Origin of the sequence: Halomonas sp. H5, from assembly GCF_050613175.1 — a bacterium.
Taxonomy (GTDB): Bacteria; Pseudomonadota; Gammaproteobacteria; order Pseudomonadales; family Halomonadaceae; genus Bisbaumannia; species Bisbaumannia salifodinae.
On the sequence record NZ_CP192510.1, the window covers coordinates 2,092,466 to 2,114,087 of the forward strand.

Here is a 21,622-nt window from a genome sequence, read left to right on the forward strand (position 1 = left end):
TAATGGGGCCATAACCCGCGAGGAGTTTCCATGAGCATCGACACCACCGCCGAACAGGCGCAGCAGGAGCTGCTGGAAGAGTTCGAACTGTTCGATAACTGGATGGATCGCTACCAGTACATTATCGACCTGGGCAAGCAGCTGCCCGATTTTCCCAACGAGTGGAAGCGTGACGAGCACAAGATTCAGGGCTGTCAGTCCAATGTGTGGATGCGCCACCGGCTGGAGGAAGGGCGCCTGCACTTCGACGCCATTTCCGACGCCGCCATCGTCTCGGGGCTGATCGCCGTGCTGCTGCGCATCTACAGCGACCGTCCGCCGGCGGAGATCCGCGACACCCAGCCCGACTTCCTCGCCGCCCTGGGTCTCGACAAGCACCTGTCGCCGACCCGCAGCAACGGCCTGCATGCCATGCTGGGACGCATCTATGAGGTGGCCGAGCGGGTCGCCGCCTGAATTCTGGCCTTATCAAGTGAGCAACGATACCGGCTAGGCCTCGGCGTATTGCTGCGCAGGCGCTCGGCGTTGCCGCTCCCGGGCCAGGATCGCCTCGGCATCCAGGTCGGCGATGGCGCCTTCGGCGGGGATCTCTCCGGCCAGCCGCAGGGCCTGGTAGCGCCCACAGCAGACCCGCAGGAAGGAGGCGAAGCTGCCCTGGTCATGGCCGGCCTCGGCGCACTCCCGGGAGAGCCGGCCGATCAGCCGAGCGAGGCTATGGCCATCGCGGCGGGCGATCTCCTCCAGCACCTCCCAGTAGAAGCGCTCCAGGCGCACGCTGGTGGACACCCCATCCAGGCGCAGCGAGCGGGTCTGCGCCTCCCATAGACTCGGATCGGCACCGATAAAGAGTCTGCACATGTCACTTGCCTCCCTTGCTGGTGGGCCAAGGCCACCAGAATGGCGCCCCTGGCCCGGTGACACAAGGGGAGCGCTCAGGGGGCGAGCCGCGCCCCCAGCACGGCCATAAATTGCGCCAGCCAGTCGGGATGGGCGGGCCAGGCCGGCGCGGTGACCAGGCGGCCATCGGTAACGGCGGCATCCACGGCGATATCGGCATAGTGACCGCCGGCGAGCTCCACCTCGGGACGGCAGGCCGGGTAGGCGGCACAGCGCCGCCCCTCCAGCACCCTGGCGGCGGCCAACAGCTGGGCGCCGTGACAGATCGCCGCCACCGGCTTGTCGGTGTCGAAGAAGTGGCGCACCAGGGCGATGACCTTCTCGTTCAAGCGCAGGTACTCCGGGGCGCGTCCACCGGGAATCACCAGGCCGTCATAATCGTCCGCCGTCACGCCGGCGAAATCGGCATTGAGGGCAAAGCGGTGGCCGGGCTTCTCGGTATAGGTCTGGTCGCCTTCGAAGTCATGGATGGCGGTGGCCACGCTGTCGCCGGCGACCTTGTCGGGGCAGACCGCATCGACCCGATAGCCCACCGCCTGCAGGGCCTGGAAGGGCACCATAATCTCGTAGTCCTCGACGAAATCTCCACACAACAGCAGCAGTCGTTTGGCAGACATGGCGTCACTCCTCTTGGCTATCTTGTGATGGGATTCTCCGGCGCACGCGGAGGGAATCACTCTGGCATAGTGACGAGCGGGTGAGGTGGTAGCGGGCTACTACAGGGCGGCGAGGGGAGGGGCCTAGTGGTGGCGGCAGGCGTCGTCGCGGGGACGAAAGTGCTCATCGAGCTCGGGATCCTCGCGACACAGCCGCTCGCTGGGCCCGCCGGGCACCGGGTCGATGCCCCCCTCGGCGCCGGGGTGACAGCGCAGGATACGCCGCAGGGCGAGCCAGCCGCCCGCGAGGGGGCCATGCACCCGCAGGGCTTCCACCGTGTAGTGGGAGCAGGTGGGCCAGTAGCGGCAGCGGGGGCCCAGCAGGGGGCTGATGCCCCACTGGTAGATGCGCACCAGGCCGATAATTAGCCCGCCCAGCAAGCGGCTTGCCGGGTCAATCAGGCCGCGCGACAGCGCGGCGAGCCCACCGGCCAGGCGGTGCATCTTACGCCTTGCCCTTGGCGTAGAGGGCGTCGGGGTCGATCAGCGGCTCACTGGCGATGCGCGCCTGATCGGCATCCAGGGTCACGTAGAAGCAGTGGCGGCGTCCGGTGTGGCAGGCGGGGCCGGTCTGCTCGACCTGCAGCAGCAGGGTATCGCCGTCGCAGTCCAGGGCGGCGGCCCTGAGGTGCTGCTGCTGACCGGAGGTCTCGCCCTTGCGCCACAGCTTGCCCCGGGAGCGCGACCAGTAGCAGACCCGCCCGCTGCGCAGGGTCTCTTCCAGGGCCTCGCGGTTCATCCAGGCCATCATCAACACCTCGCCGCTGTCGTGCTGCTGGGCGATGGCGGGGATCAGGCCGGCCTCATTCCAGGCCACGGCATCCAGCAGCCGCGCGGTCGACTCGGTGGTGTCCAGGGGGGCGCGCTCCAGCGCCTTGAAAAGCTCGCTCATGGAATTCTCATGATTAGGATGGGGTGGGGCGGCGATGGGGCTAGCCCTGACTCGCCTCCAGGGTCGGCGCCTCCTCGGCCCTGGCGTGGCGGCAATCGTCGCAGCTGCCCAGCAGCTCGATGGTCTGGCGCTCGACGCGGAAGCCCAGTTCCCGGGCGCGGCCCGCCAGTTGGGCATCGAGATCATCCAGATGCAGCTCCTCGACGCGGCCGCAGTGGCGGCAGATCAATAGCTGGAAGCCATGGGCATGCTCCGGGCAAGGGCAGGCCACATAGGCATTCAGGGACTCGATGCGATGCACCAGGCCCTGCTCGATCAGAAAGTCGAGGGCCCGATAGACGGTGGGCGGACGCGCCGCTGCATGCTCCAGGGCGAGCCGATCCAGCAGGTCGTAGGCCTTCAGGCCACCCGGGGAGTCGGCGATCAATGCCAGCACGCGGCGCCGGATGGGCGTGAAGCGTACGCCTCTGGCCTGGCACTGCTGCTCGGCCCGCTCGAGCAGTTGTCGGGAATGGGGCATGAAAAACTGTCCTGTCGATACCAGTCAACAGTCTACCAGAGGCGGGACGCCCCGACAGCTTGGCGGCGGCTGTCGGGGTGGCACCGTACCGGGCGCCGGAAGCCCGGAGCGACGGCGAAGGCCGCCCGTTCGGGCGACGGAGTCAGGCCGGCACCGTGCTGGGCTCCGGCAGCTCGGAGCGACGGGCGAAGTGGTGTTGGGCGAAGGCCACCCGCTCGGCTACCGAGACCCCGGCCGGTTGCCGTTCGATCAGGTCCAGGCGTTCACGCAGGCCTTCGCCATTGGCCATCTGAATCGCCAGGCCGGGACGGGCATTGAGCTCCAGCAGCATGGGGCCATGGCGCCGGTCGAGCACCATATCGGTGCCCAGGTAACCGAGACCGGTCATCTCATAGCAGCCGGCGGCCAGGGTCAGCAGGGTCGTCCAACTGGGGATCCTCAGGCTGGCCAGCTCATGCCCGGTGTCCGGGTGGCTGGCCTGCGGGCGGTCGAACTGAACCCCGCGCAGTGCCGTGCCGCTGGCGATATCCAGGCCCACCCCCACGGCGCCCTGGTGGAGGTTGGCCTTGCCATCCGAGGCCGCGGTGGAGAGGCGCATCATGGCCATCACCGGGTAGCCGCGAAAGACGATGACGCGGATGTCCGGCACCCCCTCGTAGGTGTATTCGGTGAGGGACTCCTCGAAATGGATCAGATCCTCGATCACCGCCACGTCCGGCGAGCCGCCCAGGGAGTAGAGGCCGGAGAGAATATTGGAGACATGCCGCTCCAGGTCTTCGCGACTCAGGTGGGCACCGCTGGGCTTCACGTAGGCCTCGCCATCGCGCCCCTCGATGACCAGAATACCCTTGCCGCCGCTGCCCTTGGCGGGCTTGATCACGAAGCCCGGACGCTCTTCGACCAGGGCCGCCACCTGCTTGACGCCGAACTGGGTGGTCACGGTACCGATCAGTGCCGGGGTGGTGATGCCATACCGCTCCGCCAGGAGCTTGGTCTTGAGCTTGTCGTCCACCAGCGGGTAGAGATGGCGATCATTGTAGCGGCCGATATAGCGGATATTCCGGCGGTTCATGCCGATGATGCCCTTGGCCCTCAGGCGACCGGGGCTGGTCCAGGCCAACGCCCAGCTCAGCAGGCTCGAGGTCGACGCCGTCATGATCAATCCTCCGCCGCCGGCTTGAAGCGGCGCAGCTCCAGCAAGCGGTAGCCGGTGTAGTTACCCGCCAGCAGGATCAGCGACATCAGCACCAGCTGCAGCCCCAGGAAGTTGAAGGTGACATGGCGGATCCAGGGATTGTTCATGGCCAGGTAGGCCAGTACCGCGGTGAGCAGGCTGCCGCCGCCCTGGATCAGCACTTCCTTGGGGCCTTCCTCCTCCCACAGGATCGACATCCGCTCAATGGTCCAGGCGAGGATGATCATCGGGAAGAAGGTGATGGTCAGGCCGGCATTGAGGCCGAAGCGGTAGGAGAGCACCGAGAAGATGGAGATGATGGCGATGACCGTGATGATCACCGCCGACACTCTCGCCACCAATAGCAAGTTGAGATGGGAGAGATAACTGCGAATCACCAGGCCCACGGCCACCACCAGCAGGAAGCCGATCAGGCCGGTAAGCAGGCTGGTCTGAATAAAGGCCAGGGCGATCAGCACCGGCATAAAGGTGCCGGAGGTCTTGATCCCCACCAGGATGCGTAGAAGCACCACCACCAGGGCGCCGATGGGAATCAGCAGGATGGTCTGGAACAGCGCCTGCTCCTCCAGGGGCAGACTATGGATGGAGAAGTTGAGCAGGGTATCGTCGGCCAACTGGCTGCGCACCGCCGAGGCCGCCGGCTGGTTGTGGGTGAGCATCGAGAAGCTGACCCGGGAGTTGCTGCCGCCCTGGACTTCCAGCACGGCCTGGCCGGCGGTCTCCCACAGCAGCAGGTCATCGGGGCGCCCCTGTGCTCCCGTCTCCGGCTGGAAGAGCGCCCAATCATTGCCATCGAAGACCTGAATCCAGGAGGAGAGGTTCTGGCGGCGGCGACCGTCCTCCAGGTATAACCCGCTGACTTCCCGGGCGGCGATGCCCGCCTCATTGAGCAAGCGTACCAGCAGGGGCGCTCGCTCGAACTGGGTGAGCAGCAGCCGGGCATTCTCGCCCTGGCGCTCGCCGGACATGTCGCGGATCAATTCCCGGGCGAAGGTATGCGGCGAGGCGCTGCGCGCCCAGGCGCGCTCGATCACCTGACGCGCCGCGGTATCGAAGGGGCGTTCCCAGAGAATCTGGCGGGGCAGGGCCGGTGGTTCCTGCAGGGGACCACGGGCGTCGGGGGCCGTCAGCATCTGTACCGTATAGTAGAGCTGCTGGGGGCCGCTGGCCTCGCGAATGGTCCATTGGGCACGGCGCCCCCCATTCTCTTCGCGAAACGCCAGGCCATAGCCGGAGGAGGCGGTATGTTCGGTGAGCAGGCGATAGCCCTGCTGATGGTCCGGCAGGGCCATGTCCACGATCACCGGCTCGCCCCGGGCGGTGAGATTGATCTGGGCCTCGATCTCCCACACCTGGCGCTGCTCGCCGGGGAACCAGGGCACGTCGAATTGCAGATGGCGGTGCAGGCTGAGACCGATGCCGACCAGCATCAGCAGGCTCACCAGCAGATAGAAGGGCAGTCGCGACATGGCGGAGGCTTCCTTGTGCATCCCGGCCGGCGGCAAGGCCACGGCCGGGGAATTAACGCGGGTCAGGCGGCTTCAAACGCCTAGAGTTCGCTGTCGTCCTGGTCCAACGCCTCGTCGGCGGCGGCCTCATCGGCGGGACGCCCGCCGGCGTATTCCGGCCGGGGGTGCAGATAGCTCTCGGCCACATCGATCACCGCGATATCCATCATGAAACGGCGCCCCAACAGGACCGGATAATTGAGGTGACTACGATCATTGAGGGTGAACTCCACCGGCTGGCGGATCGGCCCCAGGGTCATCAGCAGGCTCACCACCGGGCGGGAATTGCTACCGACGGCCTGCAGAATCCGCACCCGGCGCTCCACCGGGGCCTCGAGCCAGGCATCCCGCACGCCATCCACCACCACGTCATCCTCGTTGAGCCCCAGCTTGAAGCGCACCCAGTCCTGGCCGTCCCGCTCGAAGGGCGTGATCTCCCGGGCGGACAGGGAGGAGGTATTGGCACCGGAATCCACCCGTGCCTTGAGGTAGGTGCCTACTTCCGGCAGACCGACCCATTCCGCGCGCCCCAGTACCTGCATGCCATCCAGCTGCGAACTGTCGACTCCCTCGCACTGGGTGATCGGTCGAGGCGGCGCCTCGCGGCGATCCAGGGCATCCCGCATCTCGTGCAGGCGGTCGCCCAGCACGCGAATATCGGCCAGCAGGTAGCGGCCCAGTCGGGCCTGACGATCCTGCCAATCCAGCCGAGTCTCGCAACGCTCCACCAGCCGCGACTCCAGGGACGCCATACGTGCCTCGAAGGCCTCGGCGCTGACGGGCGGCGGCCCGGGGTCGGGAGCCGGCTGCTGGGCGCAGCCACCGAGCAGCAGGGAGAGGCCAATCCCGGCCAGGCCCAACCGGGTCGACGAGGAGAAAGGCGGGCGTCGAAATCGCGGCGAAGAGAACATGAGTCGGAAATGTGTCCTATATGCGGGGCGTACCGTTTCGTTGGGGCTGCGATGGTTGCGGATAATACGAAGCGCCGGGCGCGGCTGTCCATGCCTGCGCGAGGAGAGACACTCAAGACGTTCTGATCGGTGTCGGCGTCTCCCGGAAACGGCGACCACATCATGACAGAGCGGCGAGGCCTGTCAATGCACGGGGAGGATGGCGGTCAGTGATGGCCTCGCAGAGGGGGCGTCAAGCGGTCAGGATGACCTTGCGGGAGAGTCGCCGGCAGATACGATTTAACATAATATACATTATGCGAACCATGACTCATGACCCAAGACCCGCCAACCGTGACCCGACCCCTGGACGAGATGCACAACGCCCCCGACATGACTGCCAGGGGCTCCAGTGACTCACTGCTCTCGTTCTTAGAGCGGCTGGCTATCGTCGGCCTCGTTCGACGGCGCATAGGAGCCGTCCTCACGGTGCACTTCCTTGCCGGTCAGCCCCGGGGTGAAGACGCAGGCCAGGTGCATGGTCTTGGAGGCGCGCAGCAGGTGCTCGTCGTGCTGGTCGAGAATATAGATATCGCCCGGCTTGATCGGCCAGATCTTGCCGTCGGCCAGGGTCTCCACCTCGCCTTCACCCTCGATGCAGTAGACCGCCTCGAAGTGATGCTTGTAGTGGATATGGGTCTCGGTCCCTTCATAGATGCGGGTGATATGGAAGGAACAGTTGCCGCCATCCTCGGCCAGGCTCAGGCGGGTGCTGTCCCAGTTGCCGTTCTCGGCCTTGACCAGGCGATCGCTCTTGCGAGCTTCTTCGAGATTGCGAACGATCATGGAGAAATCCTCATGCTGTGACGATGACGGGCGCCCTCGACGGGCGCCCGGAAGATGTCAGGGGCGGGTTGGCGGCGATCAGAAGACCGCCTTGACGCTGGCCTCGATGATATCCAGGGCCTCGAGCAGATCCTCATCGCTGATGGTCAGCGGGCACAGGCACTTGACCGCCTGGCCATCATGGCCGCTGGTCTCGATCACCAGGCCGCGCTGGAAGGCTTCGGCGGTGATCTTGTCGGCGCGCTCGCCGGTGCCCACGTCCAGGGCGCGCATCAGGCCACGACCGCGCTCGGAGGCCGGGATACCCTTCTCGCCCAGGTAGTCGGCCAGCTGCTGGAAGCGCTCGGCGACGATGCGTCCCTTGCGCTGGACGTCGCGCTCGAGGGTGTCATCGCTCCAGTAGGTACGCAGCGCGGCGGCGGCGGTGACCATGGCCAGGGCGAAGCCGCGGAAGGTGCCGTTGTACTGGCCCGGTTTCCACTTGTCGAGCTCGGGACGCATCAGCACATGGGCGAACGGCAGGCCATAGCCGGACAGCGACTTGGAGTTGGTCACGATATCCGGGGTGATGCCGGCGTGTTCGAAGCTGAAGAACTTGCCGGTACGGCCACAGCCGGCCTGGATATCGTCGATGATCAGCAGGATCTGGTGATCGCGGCAGATCTGCTCCAGGCGCTTGAGCCAGTCGAGGCCGGCGGGGTTGATGCCACCCTCCCCCTGCACCGTCTCGACGATCACCGCGGCGGGCAGGTCGAGGCCGCTGGAGTTGTCGCCCAGCAGCTTCTCGAAGTAATCGAGGGTATCCACCGCCTCGCCCAGGTAACCATCGAAGGGCAGGAAGGCCGCTCCTTGGGTGGGGATACCGCCGGTGGCTTCGCGGAACTTGCGGTTACCGGTGGTGGCCAGGGCGCCCATGGTCACGCCGTGGAAGCCGTTGGTGAAGGAGATGATGTTATGGCGACCGGTGGCCACCCGCGCCAGGCGAATGGCGGCTTCCACCGCATTGGTCCCGGTCGGGCCCGGCAGATGTACCTTGTAGTCCAGGCCGCGCGGTTTGAGGATCACCTCATCGAGGGCCTCCAGGTAGTCGCGCTTGGCTGCGGTCCACATGTCCAGGCCATGGACGATGCCATCGGAGGCCAGGTAATCGAGCAGCGCCTGCTTGATCTTGGGGTTGTTGTGGCCATAGTTGAGGGTGCCGGCACCGGCCAGGAAGTCGATGTACTCCTTGCCATCCTCGGCGGTCAGGCGTGCCCCCTGGGCCTTGGTGAAGACCACCGGGAAGGAACGGGAATAGGTACGAACATCGGATTCCATGCGTTCGAGAATCTGGGTTTGCATAGGATCTCCTAGCGAATCGGGAATAAATAGGGAAATGGCGCCGATCGGGCGGCCGACGCCATCACAAAGACGGGAACTTAGATATGCGCCGGCTGGAAGGGGCCGATACGCACCAGGTTTTCCGGGTCGTGCTCGCCACCGAGCTGATCGGTGGAGAAGTATTCACGGCTATTGAGGGGCGCCTGCCAGCGATCGGCCAGGCGGGTGAAGAGCCCCCAGGACGCCTCATTGTCCGGCGTGATGGTGGTCTCCAGGTGGCGCACCTCGGCCTGCTCCTCGCGGCGCATCACCGCCTCGACCAGGCGACGGGCCAGGCCGGTGCCGCGGGCCTTCTCGCCCACGGCCACCTGCCACAGGAAATAGGTGTCGGGCGCATTGCTCTTCACGTAGCCGGAGACGAAGCCGACGATCTCGCCCTCCTCGTTGGTGGCCACCGCGCAGGTATCGCGAAACTGGGTGGCCAGCAGCAGGTAGGCGTAGGCGGAGTTCACGTCCAGCGGCGGACACGCCTTGACCAGCTCGTAGATGCCCCAGCCATCGTCCGGGTTGGGCTTGCGAATAAACAGCGGTGACTGGGGATTGCCCACCACGGCATCGGCCACGCTGGGGCGGGCCAGATCGGCGGAGGGGGTGAAGGGATGCGTCGATACGTTCATGGTTATAGTTCGCTATTGGCGAATTCGCCCAATACGATAACAAGGATTTATGCGTAAATCAAAATGGGCCTTATCATCGCCGAGCTTATCCATAATTCGTGGTTATGATCCCTGGGCGGGCGCCCATCGTCTTTCAGTTTAGTCCTCCCTCGAGCGACCATCATCGGCGCCGACTCGAGGCGGGATCTCGCCGCCCAGACACGACGAAGGCCACCCCCAAGGGATGGCCTTCAGCATGCCGGCGGCGCATGACGCCGCGATGACAACAAGGCTAACGCTTAGTCGGGATAGCGACGGCTGACGCTGCGCAGGGTGACGAACTCCTCGGCACCGGTGGGATGAATGCCCACGGTGGCGTCGAAGTCGGCCTTGGTCAAGCCGGCGCGCACGGCGATGGCGATGCCCTGGATCACCTCACCGGCCTCCTCGCCCACCATATGGGCCCCCACCACCACGTCGCTTTCGTCATCGACGATCAGCTTCATCAGGCAGCGCTCCTCGCTGCCGGAGAGGGTGTGCTTCATGGGCCGGAAGTCGGTGCGATAGACGCGGATGGCGCCGCATTGCTCGCGGGCCGCTTCTTCCGAGAGCCCCACGGTGCCGATATTGGGGTGACAGAAGACCGCGGTGGCGATCTTGTCATAGTCGAGCGGCTTGGGGGTGCCCTCGCCGAAGTGGGCCTGCACCATCTGCATGGCCTCGGCCAGGGCCACCGGGGTCAGCTCCGGGCCGCCGGTGATATCGCCGAGGGCGAGTAGCGAAGGCACCGAGGTCTCGAAGCGCTCGTTGACCCTGAGGGTGCCGTCGTCATTGAGCTCGACGCCCAGGCCATCCAGCCCCAGGCCGGCCAGGTTGGGCTTGCGCCCGGTGGCCGCCAGCACCGCATCCACTTCCAGCACCTCGCCGCTGGTCAGCATCACCTTGAGGACCTCACCCTCCTTGTCGATGCGCTCGATATTGGTCTCGAAGTGGAGGTTGACGCCCTTCTTGGCCATTTCGTCCCGGGTAAACTCCCGCACCTCGTTGTCGAAGCCGCGCAGGAACAGCTCGCCGCGGTAGACCAGGTGAGTCTCGCTGCCCAGGCCGTTGAAGATGCTGGCGAACTCCACGGCGATATAGCCGCCGCCCAGCACCAGGAAGCGCCGGGGGAAGGCCTCCAGGTCGAAGACCCGGTTGGAATCCAGGGCATGCTCCTTGCCGGGGAAGTCCGGCACCCAGGGCCAGCCGCCGGTGGCCACCAGGATCTTCTCGGCGCGGATCACCTCGCCGGCCACCTCGACACGCTGGGCATCCAGCACCCTGGCGCGGCCGTTGATCAGGCGCACCCCCGCGCCCTCCAGCAGGCGGCCATAGATGCCGTTGAGGCGCTTGATCTCTTCGATCTTGTTGTCACGCAGGGTGGCCCAGTCGAAGCGCGGTGCCTCGGGCAGGCGCCAGCCGAAACCGGCGCTGTCCTCGAAGGCATCATGGAAATGGGCCGCATAGGAGTAGAGCTTCTTGGGGACGCAGCCGACGTTGACGCAGGTGCCCCCCAGGTAGCGATCCTCGGCCACCGCCACCCGGGCGCCGGTGGCCGCCGCGGTGCGAGCGGCGCGCACGCCGCCGGAGCCGGCGCCGATGACGAAGAGGTCATAATCGAACTGAGACACGAAATTCTCCTGAAACCTTGGGTCGTAAATCATCGGGACGATGATACCACCGGGACCCCGACTTGGCAGACTCTCGGGTGGATAGTCGATAACTATCAAGGTGATAGATCACCGCGCAATCGACGGATCACTTTGGCCAGCAGCCGCGTTAGACTAGACGCTTCCGATGGCGCCTCCCCTGGCGCACCACCCGCCCACCAGAAGACCTGACGCATGAAAAAAGAGATCAAACGACTCGTCGAGCGCAATCGCCAATGGGCCGAGGGCATTCGCCAACAGGATCCCGGCTTCTTCGATCGCCTGGCCCAGCAACAGAACCCCGATTACCTGTGGATCGGCTGCTCCGATAGCCGGGTCCCGGCCAACCAGATCATCGACCTGCCCCCTGGCGAGGTCTTCGTGCATCGCAACGTGGCCAACCTGCTCCACCACAATGATCTCAATGCCCTCTCGGTGCTGCAGTACGCCGTCGAAGTGCTCCAGGTGCGCCATATCATGGTGGTGGGCCACTACGGCTGCGGCGGCGTGCGCGCCGCCGTCAGCGGCGGCGACAACGGCATGGTGGATATCTGGCTGCACTCGGTGCGCGAGCTCTATGCCCGGCACCGGGAGGAACTGAGTCACCTGAGCCTGGAGGAACAGGTGGACCGCATGTGCGAGCTCAATGTCCAGGCCCAGGTCAATAACCTGTGCCGCACCAAGATCGTCCAGCATGCCTGGCAGCGGGGCCAGCCGCTGGCGGTACACGGCTGGGTCTATGGCCTCAAGGATGGCCATGTCACCGACCTGGGCTGCACGGTGGAACGCCTCGACCAGGTGGAGTCCCTCTACCGTATCGAAGGCCTGAACCCGGTCGGCTAGGGCGGGCCCTGGGGTGGCCCACTCCCCCTCCCCCATGGGGCCTGGGCCACCGCTTCCCCGGGCAATGATGCGGATGGCGTATAGGGCCAGTCAGTATTTCGATTGTCGCCCGTCCCTCCCGCTATCTATGGTTAGCGTCGTCACAACACATAACAACCCGTTAGGGATACGACGACATGACCTTCAAGAAGACCCTGCTGGCGTCCGTGATCGGCGCCACCCTGGCCGCGACCGCCCTCCCCGCCAGCGTCTCCGCCGAGACCCTGCGCATCGGCTACGCCGCCGACCCGGAGACCCTGGATATCCATGAACAGCTGTCCGGCGGCATGCTGCGCCTCTCGCATCTGGCCTTCGACCCCTTGGTGCGCTGGACCCAGGACTTCCAGTTCGAGCCGCGCCTGGCCACTTCCTGGGAGCAGGTCGACGACACCACCGTGCGCCTGAGCCTGCGCGATGACGTGACCTTCCACTCCGGCAACCCCTTCACCGCGGCCGACGTGGTCTGGACCCTCGAGCGCCTCAAGGAGAGCCCCGATTACCGGGCCATCTTCGAGCCGATCGCCGGGGCCGAGGCGATCGACGAGCATACCGTGGAGATCACCACCGACGGTCCCTACCCGCTGCTGCTCAACCTGGCCACCTACATCTTCCCGATGGACAGCCAGTTCTATGCCGGCACCACCGAGGATGGCCGCGACCGCGGCGAGATCGTCAAGGCCGGCAACTCCTTCGCCTCGCGCCATATCTCCGGCACCGGCCCCTTCGTCGTCACCGAGCGTCGCCAGGGCGTGCGGGTGGAGATGGAGCGCTTCGACGACTACTGGGACGAGGACAGCGAGGGCAATGTCTCGCGTATCGTGCTGACACCCATCGCCGAGAACGCCGCCCGGGTCTCGGCCCTGCTCTCCGGCGGCGTCGACTTTATCGATGCGGTGCCCCCCAACGACCTGGAGCGGGTCCGCGAGGCCCAGGGCGTCGACCTGGTGGAGGTGCCCGGCACGCGGATCATCGGCCTGCAGCTCAATCAGGCGCGGGTCGAGGCCTTCGCCGATCCACGGGTGCGTCAGGCGGTGGCCTACGCCATCAATCAGGAGGGCATCGCCGATCGCCTGATGCGCGGCTTCGCCACCCCGGCGGCGCAGTTCTCGCCCCCCGGCTACTCCGGCCACAATCCCGAGCTGACCCCGCGCTACGACCTGGAGCGGGCCCAGGCGTTGATGGCCGAGGCCGGTTATGCCGATGGCTTCAGCATCGACATGATCGCCCCCAACAACCGCTACGTGAACGATGCCCAGATCGCCCAGGCGGTGGCCAACATGCTGGCGCGCATCAATATCGACGTGAACCTGCGCACCATGCCGCTGGCCCAGTACTGGCCCGAGTACGATGAGCGCGCCTCCGACATGGCGATGATCGGCTGGCATGCCGACACCGAGGACAGCGCCAACTTCTTCCAGTACCTCTCCGCCTGCATCGACACCGAGACCGGCGCCGGCCAGTACAACTACGGCAGCTACTGCAACGAGGAGATCGATGCCCTGGTGGCTCGCGCCGACCGCGAGACCGATCTCGAGGCCCGCAATGCCATGCTCCAGGAGGCCGAGGCCAGGCTCCATGAGGACGCCGGCTATATCATGCTGCACTGGCAGAACCTGGCCTATGGCGCCCGCGATGGCGTGGACATTGCCCCGGTGGTCAATGCCCTCGACTTCCCCTACCTGGGCGACCTGGTGATCCAGGGCGAGTGATTCCCTCGGCCATCGCCCCGATGGCCGGCCCCTCGCTCGTATGGGCGAGGGGTCCCGTTAGGGAAGCGCTGAACGAATCGGCGAGCGGAGTAAAGCGCAAGGCGCACGGCGCGCAGGAACCAGAGCCTATGCGGTATAGGTGAGGATTTCGACCGGGCTGGCGCACCAGCACCGCGCAACGCAGCGATTTGCCCGCGCAGGCATTTGTGCAGCGTTTCCTAAGTGACACCCCAGACAGGCTTACCCCATGATCGCCTTCCTTACCAAGCGGCTGATGCACGCCCTGCTGGTGATGTTCATCATCAGCGTCATCGCCTTCGCCATCCAGGACAACCTGGGCGATCCCATCCAGCAGATGGTCGGCCAGTCGGTCCCCGAGAGCGAACGCGAGGCCCTGCGCGAGCAGTTCGGCCTCAACGACCCCTTCCATGTGCAGTACCTGCGCTTCGCCGGCAATGCCCTGAGCGGTGACTTCGGCACCTCCTATTTCTACCGGGAGCCGGCGCTGGAGGTGATCGCCCGTCACCTGCCGGCGACCCTCGAGCTGGTCTTCGGCGCCACCCTGCTGATCGTGCTGCTGTCGGTGCCCATCGGCGTCTACAGCGCCATCAAGCCCCGCGCCTTGATCTCGCGCTTCTTTATGGGCGCCTCGATCATCGGCATCTCGATTCCGGTCTTCCTCACCGCCATCCTGCTGATCCAGGTCTTCTCCATCGGCATCACGGTGAGCCTCTTCCCGGAATCCACCGCCTGGGGTGCCTGGCTCAACGGCCTGCTCTCCACCGACGGCGGCATGCCCTCCTTCGGTCGCGGCCAGGACCTGGTGCCGGTCTTCGGCCACTGGGAGACCAACCTGGCCAGCCTCGGCGGCCTGAAGCACCTGGTGCTGCCCTCGGTGGCCCTGGCCTCCATCATGCTGCCGCTGTTTATCCGCCTGATTCGCGCCGAGATGATGGAGGTGCTGCAGTCGGAGTACGTCAAGTTTGCCCGCGCCAAGGGCATCGGCGTACGCCGCATCTATTTCCTGCATGCCCTGAAGAACACCATGCTGCCGGTGATCACCGTCGGCGGGGTACAGATCGGCACCATGGTGGCCTACACCATCCTCACCGAGACGGTCTTCCAGTGGCCCGGCATGGGGCTGATGTTCCTGGATGCCATCAATCGCGCCGATATCCCGCTGATCGTCGCCTACCTGATGATCGTCGGCGTCATCTTCGTGGTCACCAATACCCTGGTGGACCTGATCTATGGCCTGGTGAACCCCACCGTCAAACTGACAGGCAAGCCCGCATGAGTACCCATTCCTCACCCCCGGCGGCGACTCCGGCCGTCGGCCGCTGGCAGCGGCTGCGTGACTCCTTTCTGCTCTACAGCTTCAAGCGCGACCGGGGCGCCCAGCTGTGCCTGGCGATCCTGCTCGCCCTGGTGGCCATGGCGCTGCTGGCCCCCTGGCTGGCCCCCACCGACCCCTACGACCTGGCGCAGATCGATATCCTCGCCTCGGAACTGCCGCCCTTCTGGATCGAGGGCAGTGACCCCGCCTACAGCCTGGGTACCGACGCCCAGGGGCGCGACCTGTGGTCGATCATCCTCTACGGCACCCGGGTGTCGCTGCTGATCGGCTTCGGCGCCGTGCTGCTCCAGGCCCTGCTGGGGGTGGTCTTCGGCCTGCTGGCCGGCTACCTGGGCGGCCGCGTGGATGCCCTGCTGATGCGCCTGGCGGATATCCAGCTCTCCTTCTCCACCCTGATGGTGGCCATCGTGGTGGGCGCCGTGGTCAAGGCCACCCTGGGCGGCAGCTTCTACAGCGACTACGCCATCCTGATGCTGATCCTGATCATCGGCCTGGCCGAATGGCCCCAGTACGCCCGCACGGTGCGCGCCTCGGTGCTGGCCGAGAAGCGCAAGGAGTATGTGGACGCCGCCAAGGTGATGGGCCTGAAGTCGCGGCGCATCATGTTCCGTCATGTGCTGCCCAACACCCTGTCGCCGATCTTCGTCATCTCCACGGTGCAGATCGCCAACGCCATCATCTCCGAGGCGGCCCTCTCCTTCCTGGGACTGGGCATGCCGGAGACCCACCCGTCGCTGGGCTCGCTGATCAAGGCCGGCTTCGACTACCTGCAGTCCGGGGCCTGGTGGATCACCCTGATTCCCGGCGCCTTCCTGGTGGTGCTGGTGCTGTCGATCAACCTGCTCGGCGACTGGCTGCGCGACGTCATGAACCCGCGTCTCTACAAGGGCTAAGGAGCACCTCTTATGGCACTTCTCGAAGTTCGCGACCTGGATGTGCGCTTCGCCCTGCGCCAGGGCGAGGTGCGCGCCCTGCGCAATATCAATTTCACCCTGGACCGCGGCGAACGCCTCGGCCTGGTGGGCGAGTCCGGCGCCGGCAAGTCGGTGGCCGCCTTCAGCCTGCTCAACCTGATCGCCAGGCCCGGCTATATCGCCGGCGGCAGCATCCGCTTCGATGGCCAGGAGCTGATCGGCCTCGGCGAGCGGCAGCTGCGGCGTATCCGCGGCAACCGCGTGTCGATGATCTTCCAGGATCCGATGATGACCCTCAATCCGGTGCTGACCATCGGCGAGCAGATGGTCGAGTGCCTCAAGGCGCATCGCCGCATCGCCTCCCGAGAGGCCCGGGCCATCGCCCTGCACAAGCTCCAGCAGGTGCAGATCCCCTCCCCGGAGACGCGCCTCGATCAGTACCCCCACGAGCTCTCCGGGGGCATGCGTCAGCGGGTCATCATCGCCATCGCCCTGCTGCTGGATCCGGATATCATCATCGCCGACGAGCCCACCACGGCGCTGGACGTGACCATCCAGGCGGAGATCATGACCCTGCTGCTGGAGCTGTGCGAGAAGCACAACGTCGGCCTGATCCTGATCACCCACGACCTGGGAGTGGTCAGCCAGGTGACCCAGCGCATGCTGGTGATGTACGCGGGACGGGTGATCGAGGCCGGGCCGACCCGGGAGATCATCAACGATCCCCAGCACCCCTATACCCAGGGGTTGATGAACGCCCTGCCGCAGATGGCCACCCCGGGCAGCCACCTCAATCAGATTCGCGGCAGCATGCCGCCGCTGACCCAGCTGCCCTCGGGCTGTGCCTTCCATCCCCGCTGTGACTTCGTGACCCGCGCCGATGGCAGCGAGCGTCCCGCCTGCTCCCGCCAGGTGCCCGACTTCGTGGCCTCCGGCAACTGCCGGGTGGCCTGCCATATGGTGGCGGAGATGCTGGCCCAGGAAGCCGCCGCCACCGAGGAGGATCGCCCATGACCGCCCAGGCCCTGCCCCAGAACGAGACCCGAAGCCAGGCAGCACGTCCGTCGGCCCAGGAGAATGCCCCGCTGCTGGAGATCCGCGGCCTGCGCAAGCGCTTCGATCTCTCCGGCGACTTCCTCGAGCAACTGCGCTTCAAGGGCGGCCGCCTGGTACGCCATCAGGAGTTCGTGCATGCCATCAACGGCGTGGACCTGAGCATCCGGCGCGGCGAGGCGCTCTGCGTGGTCGGCGAGTCCGGCTGCGGCAAGTCCACGGTGGCGCGCACCGTGATGGGGCTGCTCTCGCCCAGCGCCGGGGAGATCCACTACGACGGGACGCGCATCGATGATCTCTCGCCCAAGGCGCTGCTGCCCTATCGCAAGCGCATGCAGATGATCTTCCAGAACCCCTACGCCTCGCTGAATCCGCGCATGACGATTCAGCAGACCCTGGAGGAGCCGATACGCCTGCACCACCCCGACTGGTCCCGCGACCGGGTCACGGCCAAGGTGCGCGAGGTGATGGCCTCGGTGGGCGTCGACCCGGAATGGGGCGCGCGCTTCGGCCACGAGTTCTCCGGCGGCCAACGCCAACGCATCGCCATCGCCCGCGCCCTGGCCGTGGATCCGGAATTTATCGTCGCCGACGAGCCGATCTCGGCGCTGGACGTGTCCATTCAGGCCCAGGTGCTCAACCTGCTGATGGATGCCCAGCAGGAGCGCCACCTCACCTACCTGTTCATTACCCATGACCTGGCGGTGGTGGAGCACTTCGGCACCCGCGTCGCGGTGATGTACCTGGGCACCGTCTGCGAGGTGGCGCCGACCCGGACCCTGTTCGCCACGCCCCGCCACCCCTATACCCAGGCGCTGCTCTCGGCGATCCCGCGCCTGGAGGACGACCGGCCCCAGCCGATTCGCCTGACCGGCGAGGTACCGACCCCGGTGAACCTGCCCTCCGGCTGCGTCTTCCATGGGCGTTGTCCCCATGCCGAACCCCGCTGCCGGCGGGAGGTACCCCGGCTGCGTCCCCAGGCCGATGGCGGCCAGGTGGCCTGTCATGCGGTGGAGGAAGGACGCCTGTAGACACGACTGTAGAGAAACAGGCGTTTCAATGGCAAAATTCACTGCCTGACTAGACAAATCCAACAATATTTTCGATAAATCTGGTGAACCATGGAAATTCGCTGGCTGGAAGACTTTGTCGCCCTGGCCCGCACCCGGCACTTCTCCCGGGCCGCGGAGGAGCGTAATGTCACCCAGCCCACCTTCTCGCGACGCATCAAGCTGTTGGAAGAGGAGATGGGCACCACCCTGGTCAATCGCCAGACCCTGCCCCTCTCCCTGACCCCGGCCGGCGAGGAATTCCTGAGCCTCTGCGAGCAGGTCACGCAACGGGTGCAGGATGCCCGGGAGCGGCTCTCGCGCCTCGCCGAGGCCCAGGCCAACCGCTTGCGGCTGGCGGCGCCCCAGAGCCTGCTCTCCCACTTCCTGCCGGAGTGGCTGGCGACCCATCACGAGGATCCGCCCCTGGAGCCCTACCTGAGGGCCACCGGCTGGCTGATCGACGACTACTTCCAGGCGCTCGACCGCGGCGAGTGTGACCTGGTGCTCTGCTACTGGCCGCGAGATGGGCTATTGTCGGAGGCCGAGCGGCTCGAGTGCGACTATCGGCGGGTCGGCGAGGAGCGCCTGATCCCGCTCTCGGTCCCGGATCCCGATGGGCGCCCGCGCTTCTCCCTGGGTAGCGGCCCCCGGGAGAGTCTGCCGCTGATCGCCTTCCATCCCCGGGGGCTGATGCATGCCGCCATCCAGGACCATCTGACTAGCCTCGGCGAGGCCCCGGCCTTCCGGGTACTCAACGAGAGCATCCAGAGCCACAATATCAGGGAACTGATCGGCCTCGGCTATGGGATGGGCTGGTTGCCGCAGCGGCTGGCCGCCCCGGCCCTGGCCCGGGGGGAGCTGGTGCCCGCCGGCGATGCCCGCTGGCAGGTGCCCCTGGAGATCCGCCTCTATCGCCATACCCAGGGCCCCTCGCCGGCCCTGGACAAGCTATGGCAAGCGTTGCCCTCGCCGGCCCCCGTGGCCTGATCGGCGGGGTGCCCGACCTTCGATTTTCGCTATGGAGTCACCGATGACCAACGACCTCGCCGACGCCCAGCAGGCGCACCTCTCCCGGCTCGAGCAGGCCTACGCGGCGCTGCTGGCGGAACACGGCTATGATGGGGTGTTGCTCTATAGTGGCCGGGCCCACCGGCATTTCGCCGATGACCAGCACGCCAGCTTCGCCGCCTATGGCCACTTCCTGCACTGGGTGCCCCTGGCCGGCCTGGAGCATAGCTGGTTGTTGATTCGCCCGGGCCAAAGGCCGCGCCTCTATTTCCACGCCCCCCGGGACTTCTGGCACCTTTCGCCGCGGCTGCCCGAGGAAGCCTGGGTCGAGGCCTTCGAGGTGGTGTGTCAGGAGGAGGGTGAGGCGCCGCGGTTGCCCGCCGGGCGCTTCGCGATCCTCGGCGAGGTGAGCGCGGCCCAGGCCGAACGCCTGGGGGCCGAGGCCAACCCCGAGGCCCTCACCCGCGCCCTGGACGAGGCCCGGGTTCGCAAGAGCGACTATGAGGTCGCCTGCCTGCGTGAGGCCAATCGCCGGGCCCTGGCCGGTCACGCCGCGGCGCGGGACGCCTTCCTGGCCGGCGGTGCCGAGCTGGATTGCCAACTGGCCTATCTCCAGGCGGCGCGGATCCGCGAGAGCGAGTTGCCCTACCAGAGCATCGTCGGCATCAATGCCCACGGCGGCGTGCTCCACTACCAGCACTACGACCTCGAGGCCCCGGCACGGGCGCATAGCCTGCTGGTGGACGGCGGCCACCGCTTCCGCGGCTACTGCGCCGATATCACCCGTAGTTGGGCGGGGCCGGCGGCCAGCGACGATTACCGGGCCCTGCTCGCCGACATGGATCGCCTGCAGCGGCAACTGGTGGAGGGGCTGGCCCCGGGTGTCTCCTATGTGACGATGCAGGAGCGCATGCACCAGGGCCTGGCCGACCTCCTGGTGGAGCACGGCCTGGTCAAGGCGAGTGCCGAGGCGGCCCTCGAGCGCGGCATCACCCGCGCCTTCTGCCCCCATGGGCTGGGCCATCTGCTGGGCCTGCAGGTCCACGACGTGGGCGGGCGCCAGGACAAGCAAGGCCACCCCCTGCCCCCACCCCCGACGCATCCGGCGCTACGCCTGACCCGGGAACTGGAAGCGGGGATGGCGATCACCGTGGAGCCGGGGCTCTATGTGATTCCGATGCTGCTGGAACCGCTGCGCCAGGGCGCCACCGCCGGCATGCTCGACTGGGGCCGGGTCGAGGCTCTGGGCGAACATGGCGGCATCCGTATCGAGGACAATGTGGTGATCACCGCGGTGGGCCGTGACAATCTGACCCGGGATCTTGATTTCACGCAAGCGATGTCCTGATGGCCTTGCCTTTCGACCAGCACGGGCCGCAATCACCTTGCCTCCCGCCGGCACCGCGATAAGCTAGAAGAGATAGGGGCCGCACCGGGCCCCGGTTCTCCAGCACGAGGCCGGCATGACCCACGCGATTGTTCCCGCCGACTTTCACCCTCCCCGGGGACTCGGTAACCGACACCTCCAGACCCTGCTGCCGCGCCTGCTGCCACGGCGACGCCTGGCGCGGGACACCGAGATCATCAACCTGCCGGATGGCGACTTCGTGGAGCTGGCCTGGGTGCGTCCGGCGCCGACGGCCCCGGAGGCGCCGCTGTTCGTGCTCTTCCATGGCCTGGAGGGCTCCTTCGACGCCCCCTATGCCCGCGAACTGCTGGGGGCGGCGGCGGACCTCGGCTGGCGGGCCGTGCTGATGCATTTCCGCGGCTGTGGCCAGGCCCCCAACCGCCTGCCGCGGGCCTATCATAGCGGTGATACCGCCGACGCCTACTGGGTACTGGGCCAGCTCGGCCAGCGTTATCCCCAGGCCCTCAAGGTGGCCGCCGGGGTCTCCCTGGGCGCCAATATGCTGCTCAAGCTGGTCGCGGAACAGGGCGGCGATGGCCTCGACCTGGCCGGGGCCATTGCCATCAATGCACCCCTGGATCTCGCCGCCAGCGCCGATGTGCTCAATCGCGGCATGGCGCGGGTCTACCAGCGCCATCTGCTGGCCTCGCTGAAGCGCAAGGTCGCCCTCAAGATGGCCAAGGGCCCCCTGCCCATTAGCCTCTCTCCCCACCAGCTCAAGGAGCTGGACACCTTCTGGGCCTACGACAACGAGGTCACCGCGCCCCTGCACGGTTTCGCCTCCGCCAGCGACTACTATCGCCGCGCCTCGGCGGGCCCCCTGCTCGGCGAGATCGAACTCCCCACCCTGATCCTGCACGCCGCCGACGACCCCTTTATGCCCGGCGACCTCTTCGAGCACCTGCCCGCCCCCTCGGCGGCGGTGCGCGTCGAGATCGCCCGCCACGGTGGCCATGTGGGCTATATCGAGCGGCGCGGCGCGCGCCTCGCCTCCTGGCTGGCCCGTCGGGTCAACCGTCAGCTCGACGACTGGGCCCGGGTGCCGGAAGGGCTCGGCCAAACCCCGGCTTCCGCCCGCGGCTAGCTTATCGCTCGGGCGATGCCCCGTTACCGGGCTGCGGCCCTGCCACACCGACATCCCGTGCGAGGAGGACGCGTCGGTGTCACCGCA

22 protein-coding genes are annotated in these 21,622 nt (G+C 66.6%); 10 read left to right on the forward strand and 12 right to left on the reverse strand.

What is annotated here, in order from left to right; genetic code table 11:
• The first annotated feature begins 30 nt into the window (after positions 1-30).
• On the forward strand, positions 31-456 hold the full coding sequence (locus ACQ1W9_RS09810) for a SufE family protein (RefSeq protein ID WP_431023210.1): 426 nt from the start codon (positions 31-33) through the stop codon (positions 454-456).
• A gap of 33 nt (positions 457-489) precedes the next feature.
• Here the strand turns inward: ACQ1W9_RS09810 and ACQ1W9_RS09815 are convergent, their stop codons facing one another.
• The 12 genes from ACQ1W9_RS09815 to gorA form a co-directional block, all read right to left on the reverse strand.
• Positions 490-858, reverse strand: coding sequence for a ribbon-helix-helix domain-containing protein (locus tag ACQ1W9_RS09815; RefSeq protein ID WP_431023211.1), 369 nt, complete (start codon positions 856-858; stop codon positions 490-492).
• 74 nt (positions 859-932) lie between these two features.
• Positions 933-1,514: a DJ-1/PfpI family protein gene (locus tag ACQ1W9_RS09820; protein WP_431023212.1), complete on the reverse strand. Its 582-nt coding sequence runs from the start codon at positions 1,512-1,514 to the stop codon at positions 933-935.
• A gap of 123 nt (positions 1,515-1,637) precedes the next feature.
• Positions 1,638-1,997, reverse strand: a complete 360-nt coding sequence (gene yidD, locus ACQ1W9_RS09825; RefSeq protein WP_431023213.1) for a membrane protein insertion efficiency factor YidD — start codon at positions 1,995-1,997, stop codon at positions 1,638-1,640.
• Position 1,998: 1 nt separating this feature from the next.
• Entirely contained in the window at positions 1,999-2,445 is a 447-nt protein-coding gene (gene hisI, locus ACQ1W9_RS09830) for a phosphoribosyl-AMP cyclohydrolase (protein ID WP_431023214.1), read from the reverse strand.
• Between the two features lie 40 nt (positions 2,446-2,485).
• Complete coding sequence (locus ACQ1W9_RS09835; RefSeq protein WP_431023215.1) at positions 2,486-2,965, reverse strand: Fur family transcriptional regulator; 480 nt, start codon at positions 2,963-2,965, stop codon at positions 2,486-2,488.
• Positions 2,966-3,107: 142 nt separating this feature from the next.
• Complete coding sequence (locus ACQ1W9_RS09840) at positions 3,108-4,097, reverse strand: alpha-L-glutamate ligase-like protein (protein WP_346062505.1); 990 nt, start codon at positions 4,095-4,097, stop codon at positions 3,108-3,110.
• 26 nt (positions 4,098-4,123) lie between these two features.
• Positions 4,124-5,629: a UUP1 family membrane protein gene (locus ACQ1W9_RS09845; protein WP_431023216.1), complete on the reverse strand. Its 1,506-nt coding sequence runs from the start codon at positions 5,627-5,629 to the stop codon at positions 4,124-4,126.
• Between the two features lie 80 nt (positions 5,630-5,709).
• The gene (locus tag ACQ1W9_RS09850) at positions 5,710-6,579 is read right to left on the reverse strand and encodes an ATP-dependent zinc protease family protein (protein ID WP_431023217.1); all 870 of its coding nucleotides are present in this window, start codon (positions 6,577-6,579) and stop codon (positions 5,710-5,712) included.
• Between the two features lie 411 nt (positions 6,580-6,990).
• A complete protein-coding gene (locus ACQ1W9_RS09855; RefSeq protein ID WP_431023218.1) occupies positions 6,991-7,404 on the reverse strand; it encodes an ectoine synthase in 414 nt (137 codons plus the stop codon).
• Positions 7,405-7,482: 78 nt separating this feature from the next.
• Entirely contained in the window at positions 7,483-8,745 is a 1,263-nt protein-coding gene (gene ectB / locus ACQ1W9_RS09860; protein WP_431023219.1) for a diaminobutyrate--2-oxoglutarate transaminase, read from the reverse strand.
• Positions 8,746-8,822: 77 nt separating this feature from the next.
• Positions 8,823-9,401, reverse strand: coding sequence for a diaminobutyrate acetyltransferase (ectA, locus tag ACQ1W9_RS09865; protein WP_431023220.1), 579 nt, complete (start codon positions 9,399-9,401; stop codon positions 8,823-8,825).
• A gap of 278 nt (positions 9,402-9,679) precedes the next feature.
• Positions 9,680-11,050: a glutathione-disulfide reductase gene (gene gorA, locus ACQ1W9_RS09870; RefSeq protein WP_431023221.1), complete on the reverse strand. Its 1,371-nt coding sequence runs from the start codon at positions 11,048-11,050 to the stop codon at positions 9,680-9,682.
• A gap of 213 nt (positions 11,051-11,263) precedes the next feature.
• On the opposite strand from gorA, the gene can reads away from it, so the two are divergent.
• The 9 genes from can to ACQ1W9_RS09915 all read left to right on the forward strand — a co-directional run bounded on the left by can (position 11,264) and on the right by ACQ1W9_RS09915 (position 21,535).
• Entirely contained in the window at positions 11,264-11,911 is a 648-nt protein-coding gene (gene can / locus ACQ1W9_RS09875; RefSeq protein WP_346062422.1) for a carbonate dehydratase, read from the forward strand.
• A gap of 176 nt (positions 11,912-12,087) precedes the next feature.
• Positions 12,088-13,659, forward strand: a complete 1,572-nt coding sequence (locus ACQ1W9_RS09880; RefSeq protein ID WP_431023222.1) for an ABC transporter substrate-binding protein — start codon at positions 12,088-12,090, stop codon at positions 13,657-13,659.
• A 247-nt stretch (positions 13,660-13,906) separates the two neighbouring features.
• Positions 13,907-14,956, forward strand: a complete 1,050-nt coding sequence (locus ACQ1W9_RS09885; RefSeq protein WP_431023223.1) for an ABC transporter permease — start codon at positions 13,907-13,909, stop codon at positions 14,954-14,956.
• Positions 14,953-15,909: an ABC transporter permease gene (locus tag ACQ1W9_RS09890; protein WP_431023224.1), complete on the forward strand. Its 957-nt coding sequence runs from the start codon at positions 14,953-14,955 to the stop codon at positions 15,907-15,909. Before ACQ1W9_RS09885 ends, ACQ1W9_RS09890 begins: the two co-directional genes overlap by 4 nt.
• 12 nt (positions 15,910-15,921) lie before the next feature.
• Positions 15,922-16,944, forward strand: a complete 1,023-nt coding sequence (locus tag ACQ1W9_RS09895) for an ABC transporter ATP-binding protein (RefSeq protein ID WP_431023225.1) — start codon at positions 15,922-15,924, stop codon at positions 16,942-16,944.
• Positions 16,941-18,014, forward strand: a complete 1,074-nt coding sequence (locus tag ACQ1W9_RS09900; RefSeq protein ID WP_431023226.1) for an ABC transporter ATP-binding protein — start codon at positions 16,941-16,943, stop codon at positions 18,012-18,014. The genes ACQ1W9_RS09895 and ACQ1W9_RS09900 overlap by 4 nt, the downstream gene beginning before the upstream one ends.
• Before the next feature lie 90 nt (positions 18,015-18,104).
• Positions 18,105-19,022: a LysR family transcriptional regulator gene (locus ACQ1W9_RS09905; protein ID WP_431023227.1), complete on the forward strand. Its 918-nt coding sequence runs from the start codon at positions 18,105-18,107 to the stop codon at positions 19,020-19,022.
• Between the two features lie 43 nt (positions 19,023-19,065).
• Positions 19,066-20,391, forward strand: coding sequence for a Xaa-Pro dipeptidase (gene pepQ, locus ACQ1W9_RS09910; protein WP_431023228.1), 1,326 nt, complete (start codon positions 19,066-19,068; stop codon positions 20,389-20,391).
• A 115-nt stretch (positions 20,392-20,506) separates the two neighbouring features.
• Positions 20,507-21,535, forward strand: coding sequence for a hydrolase (locus ACQ1W9_RS09915; RefSeq protein ID WP_431023229.1), 1,029 nt, complete (start codon positions 20,507-20,509; stop codon positions 21,533-21,535).
• The last annotated feature ends 87 nt before the right edge of the window (positions 21,536-21,622 follow it).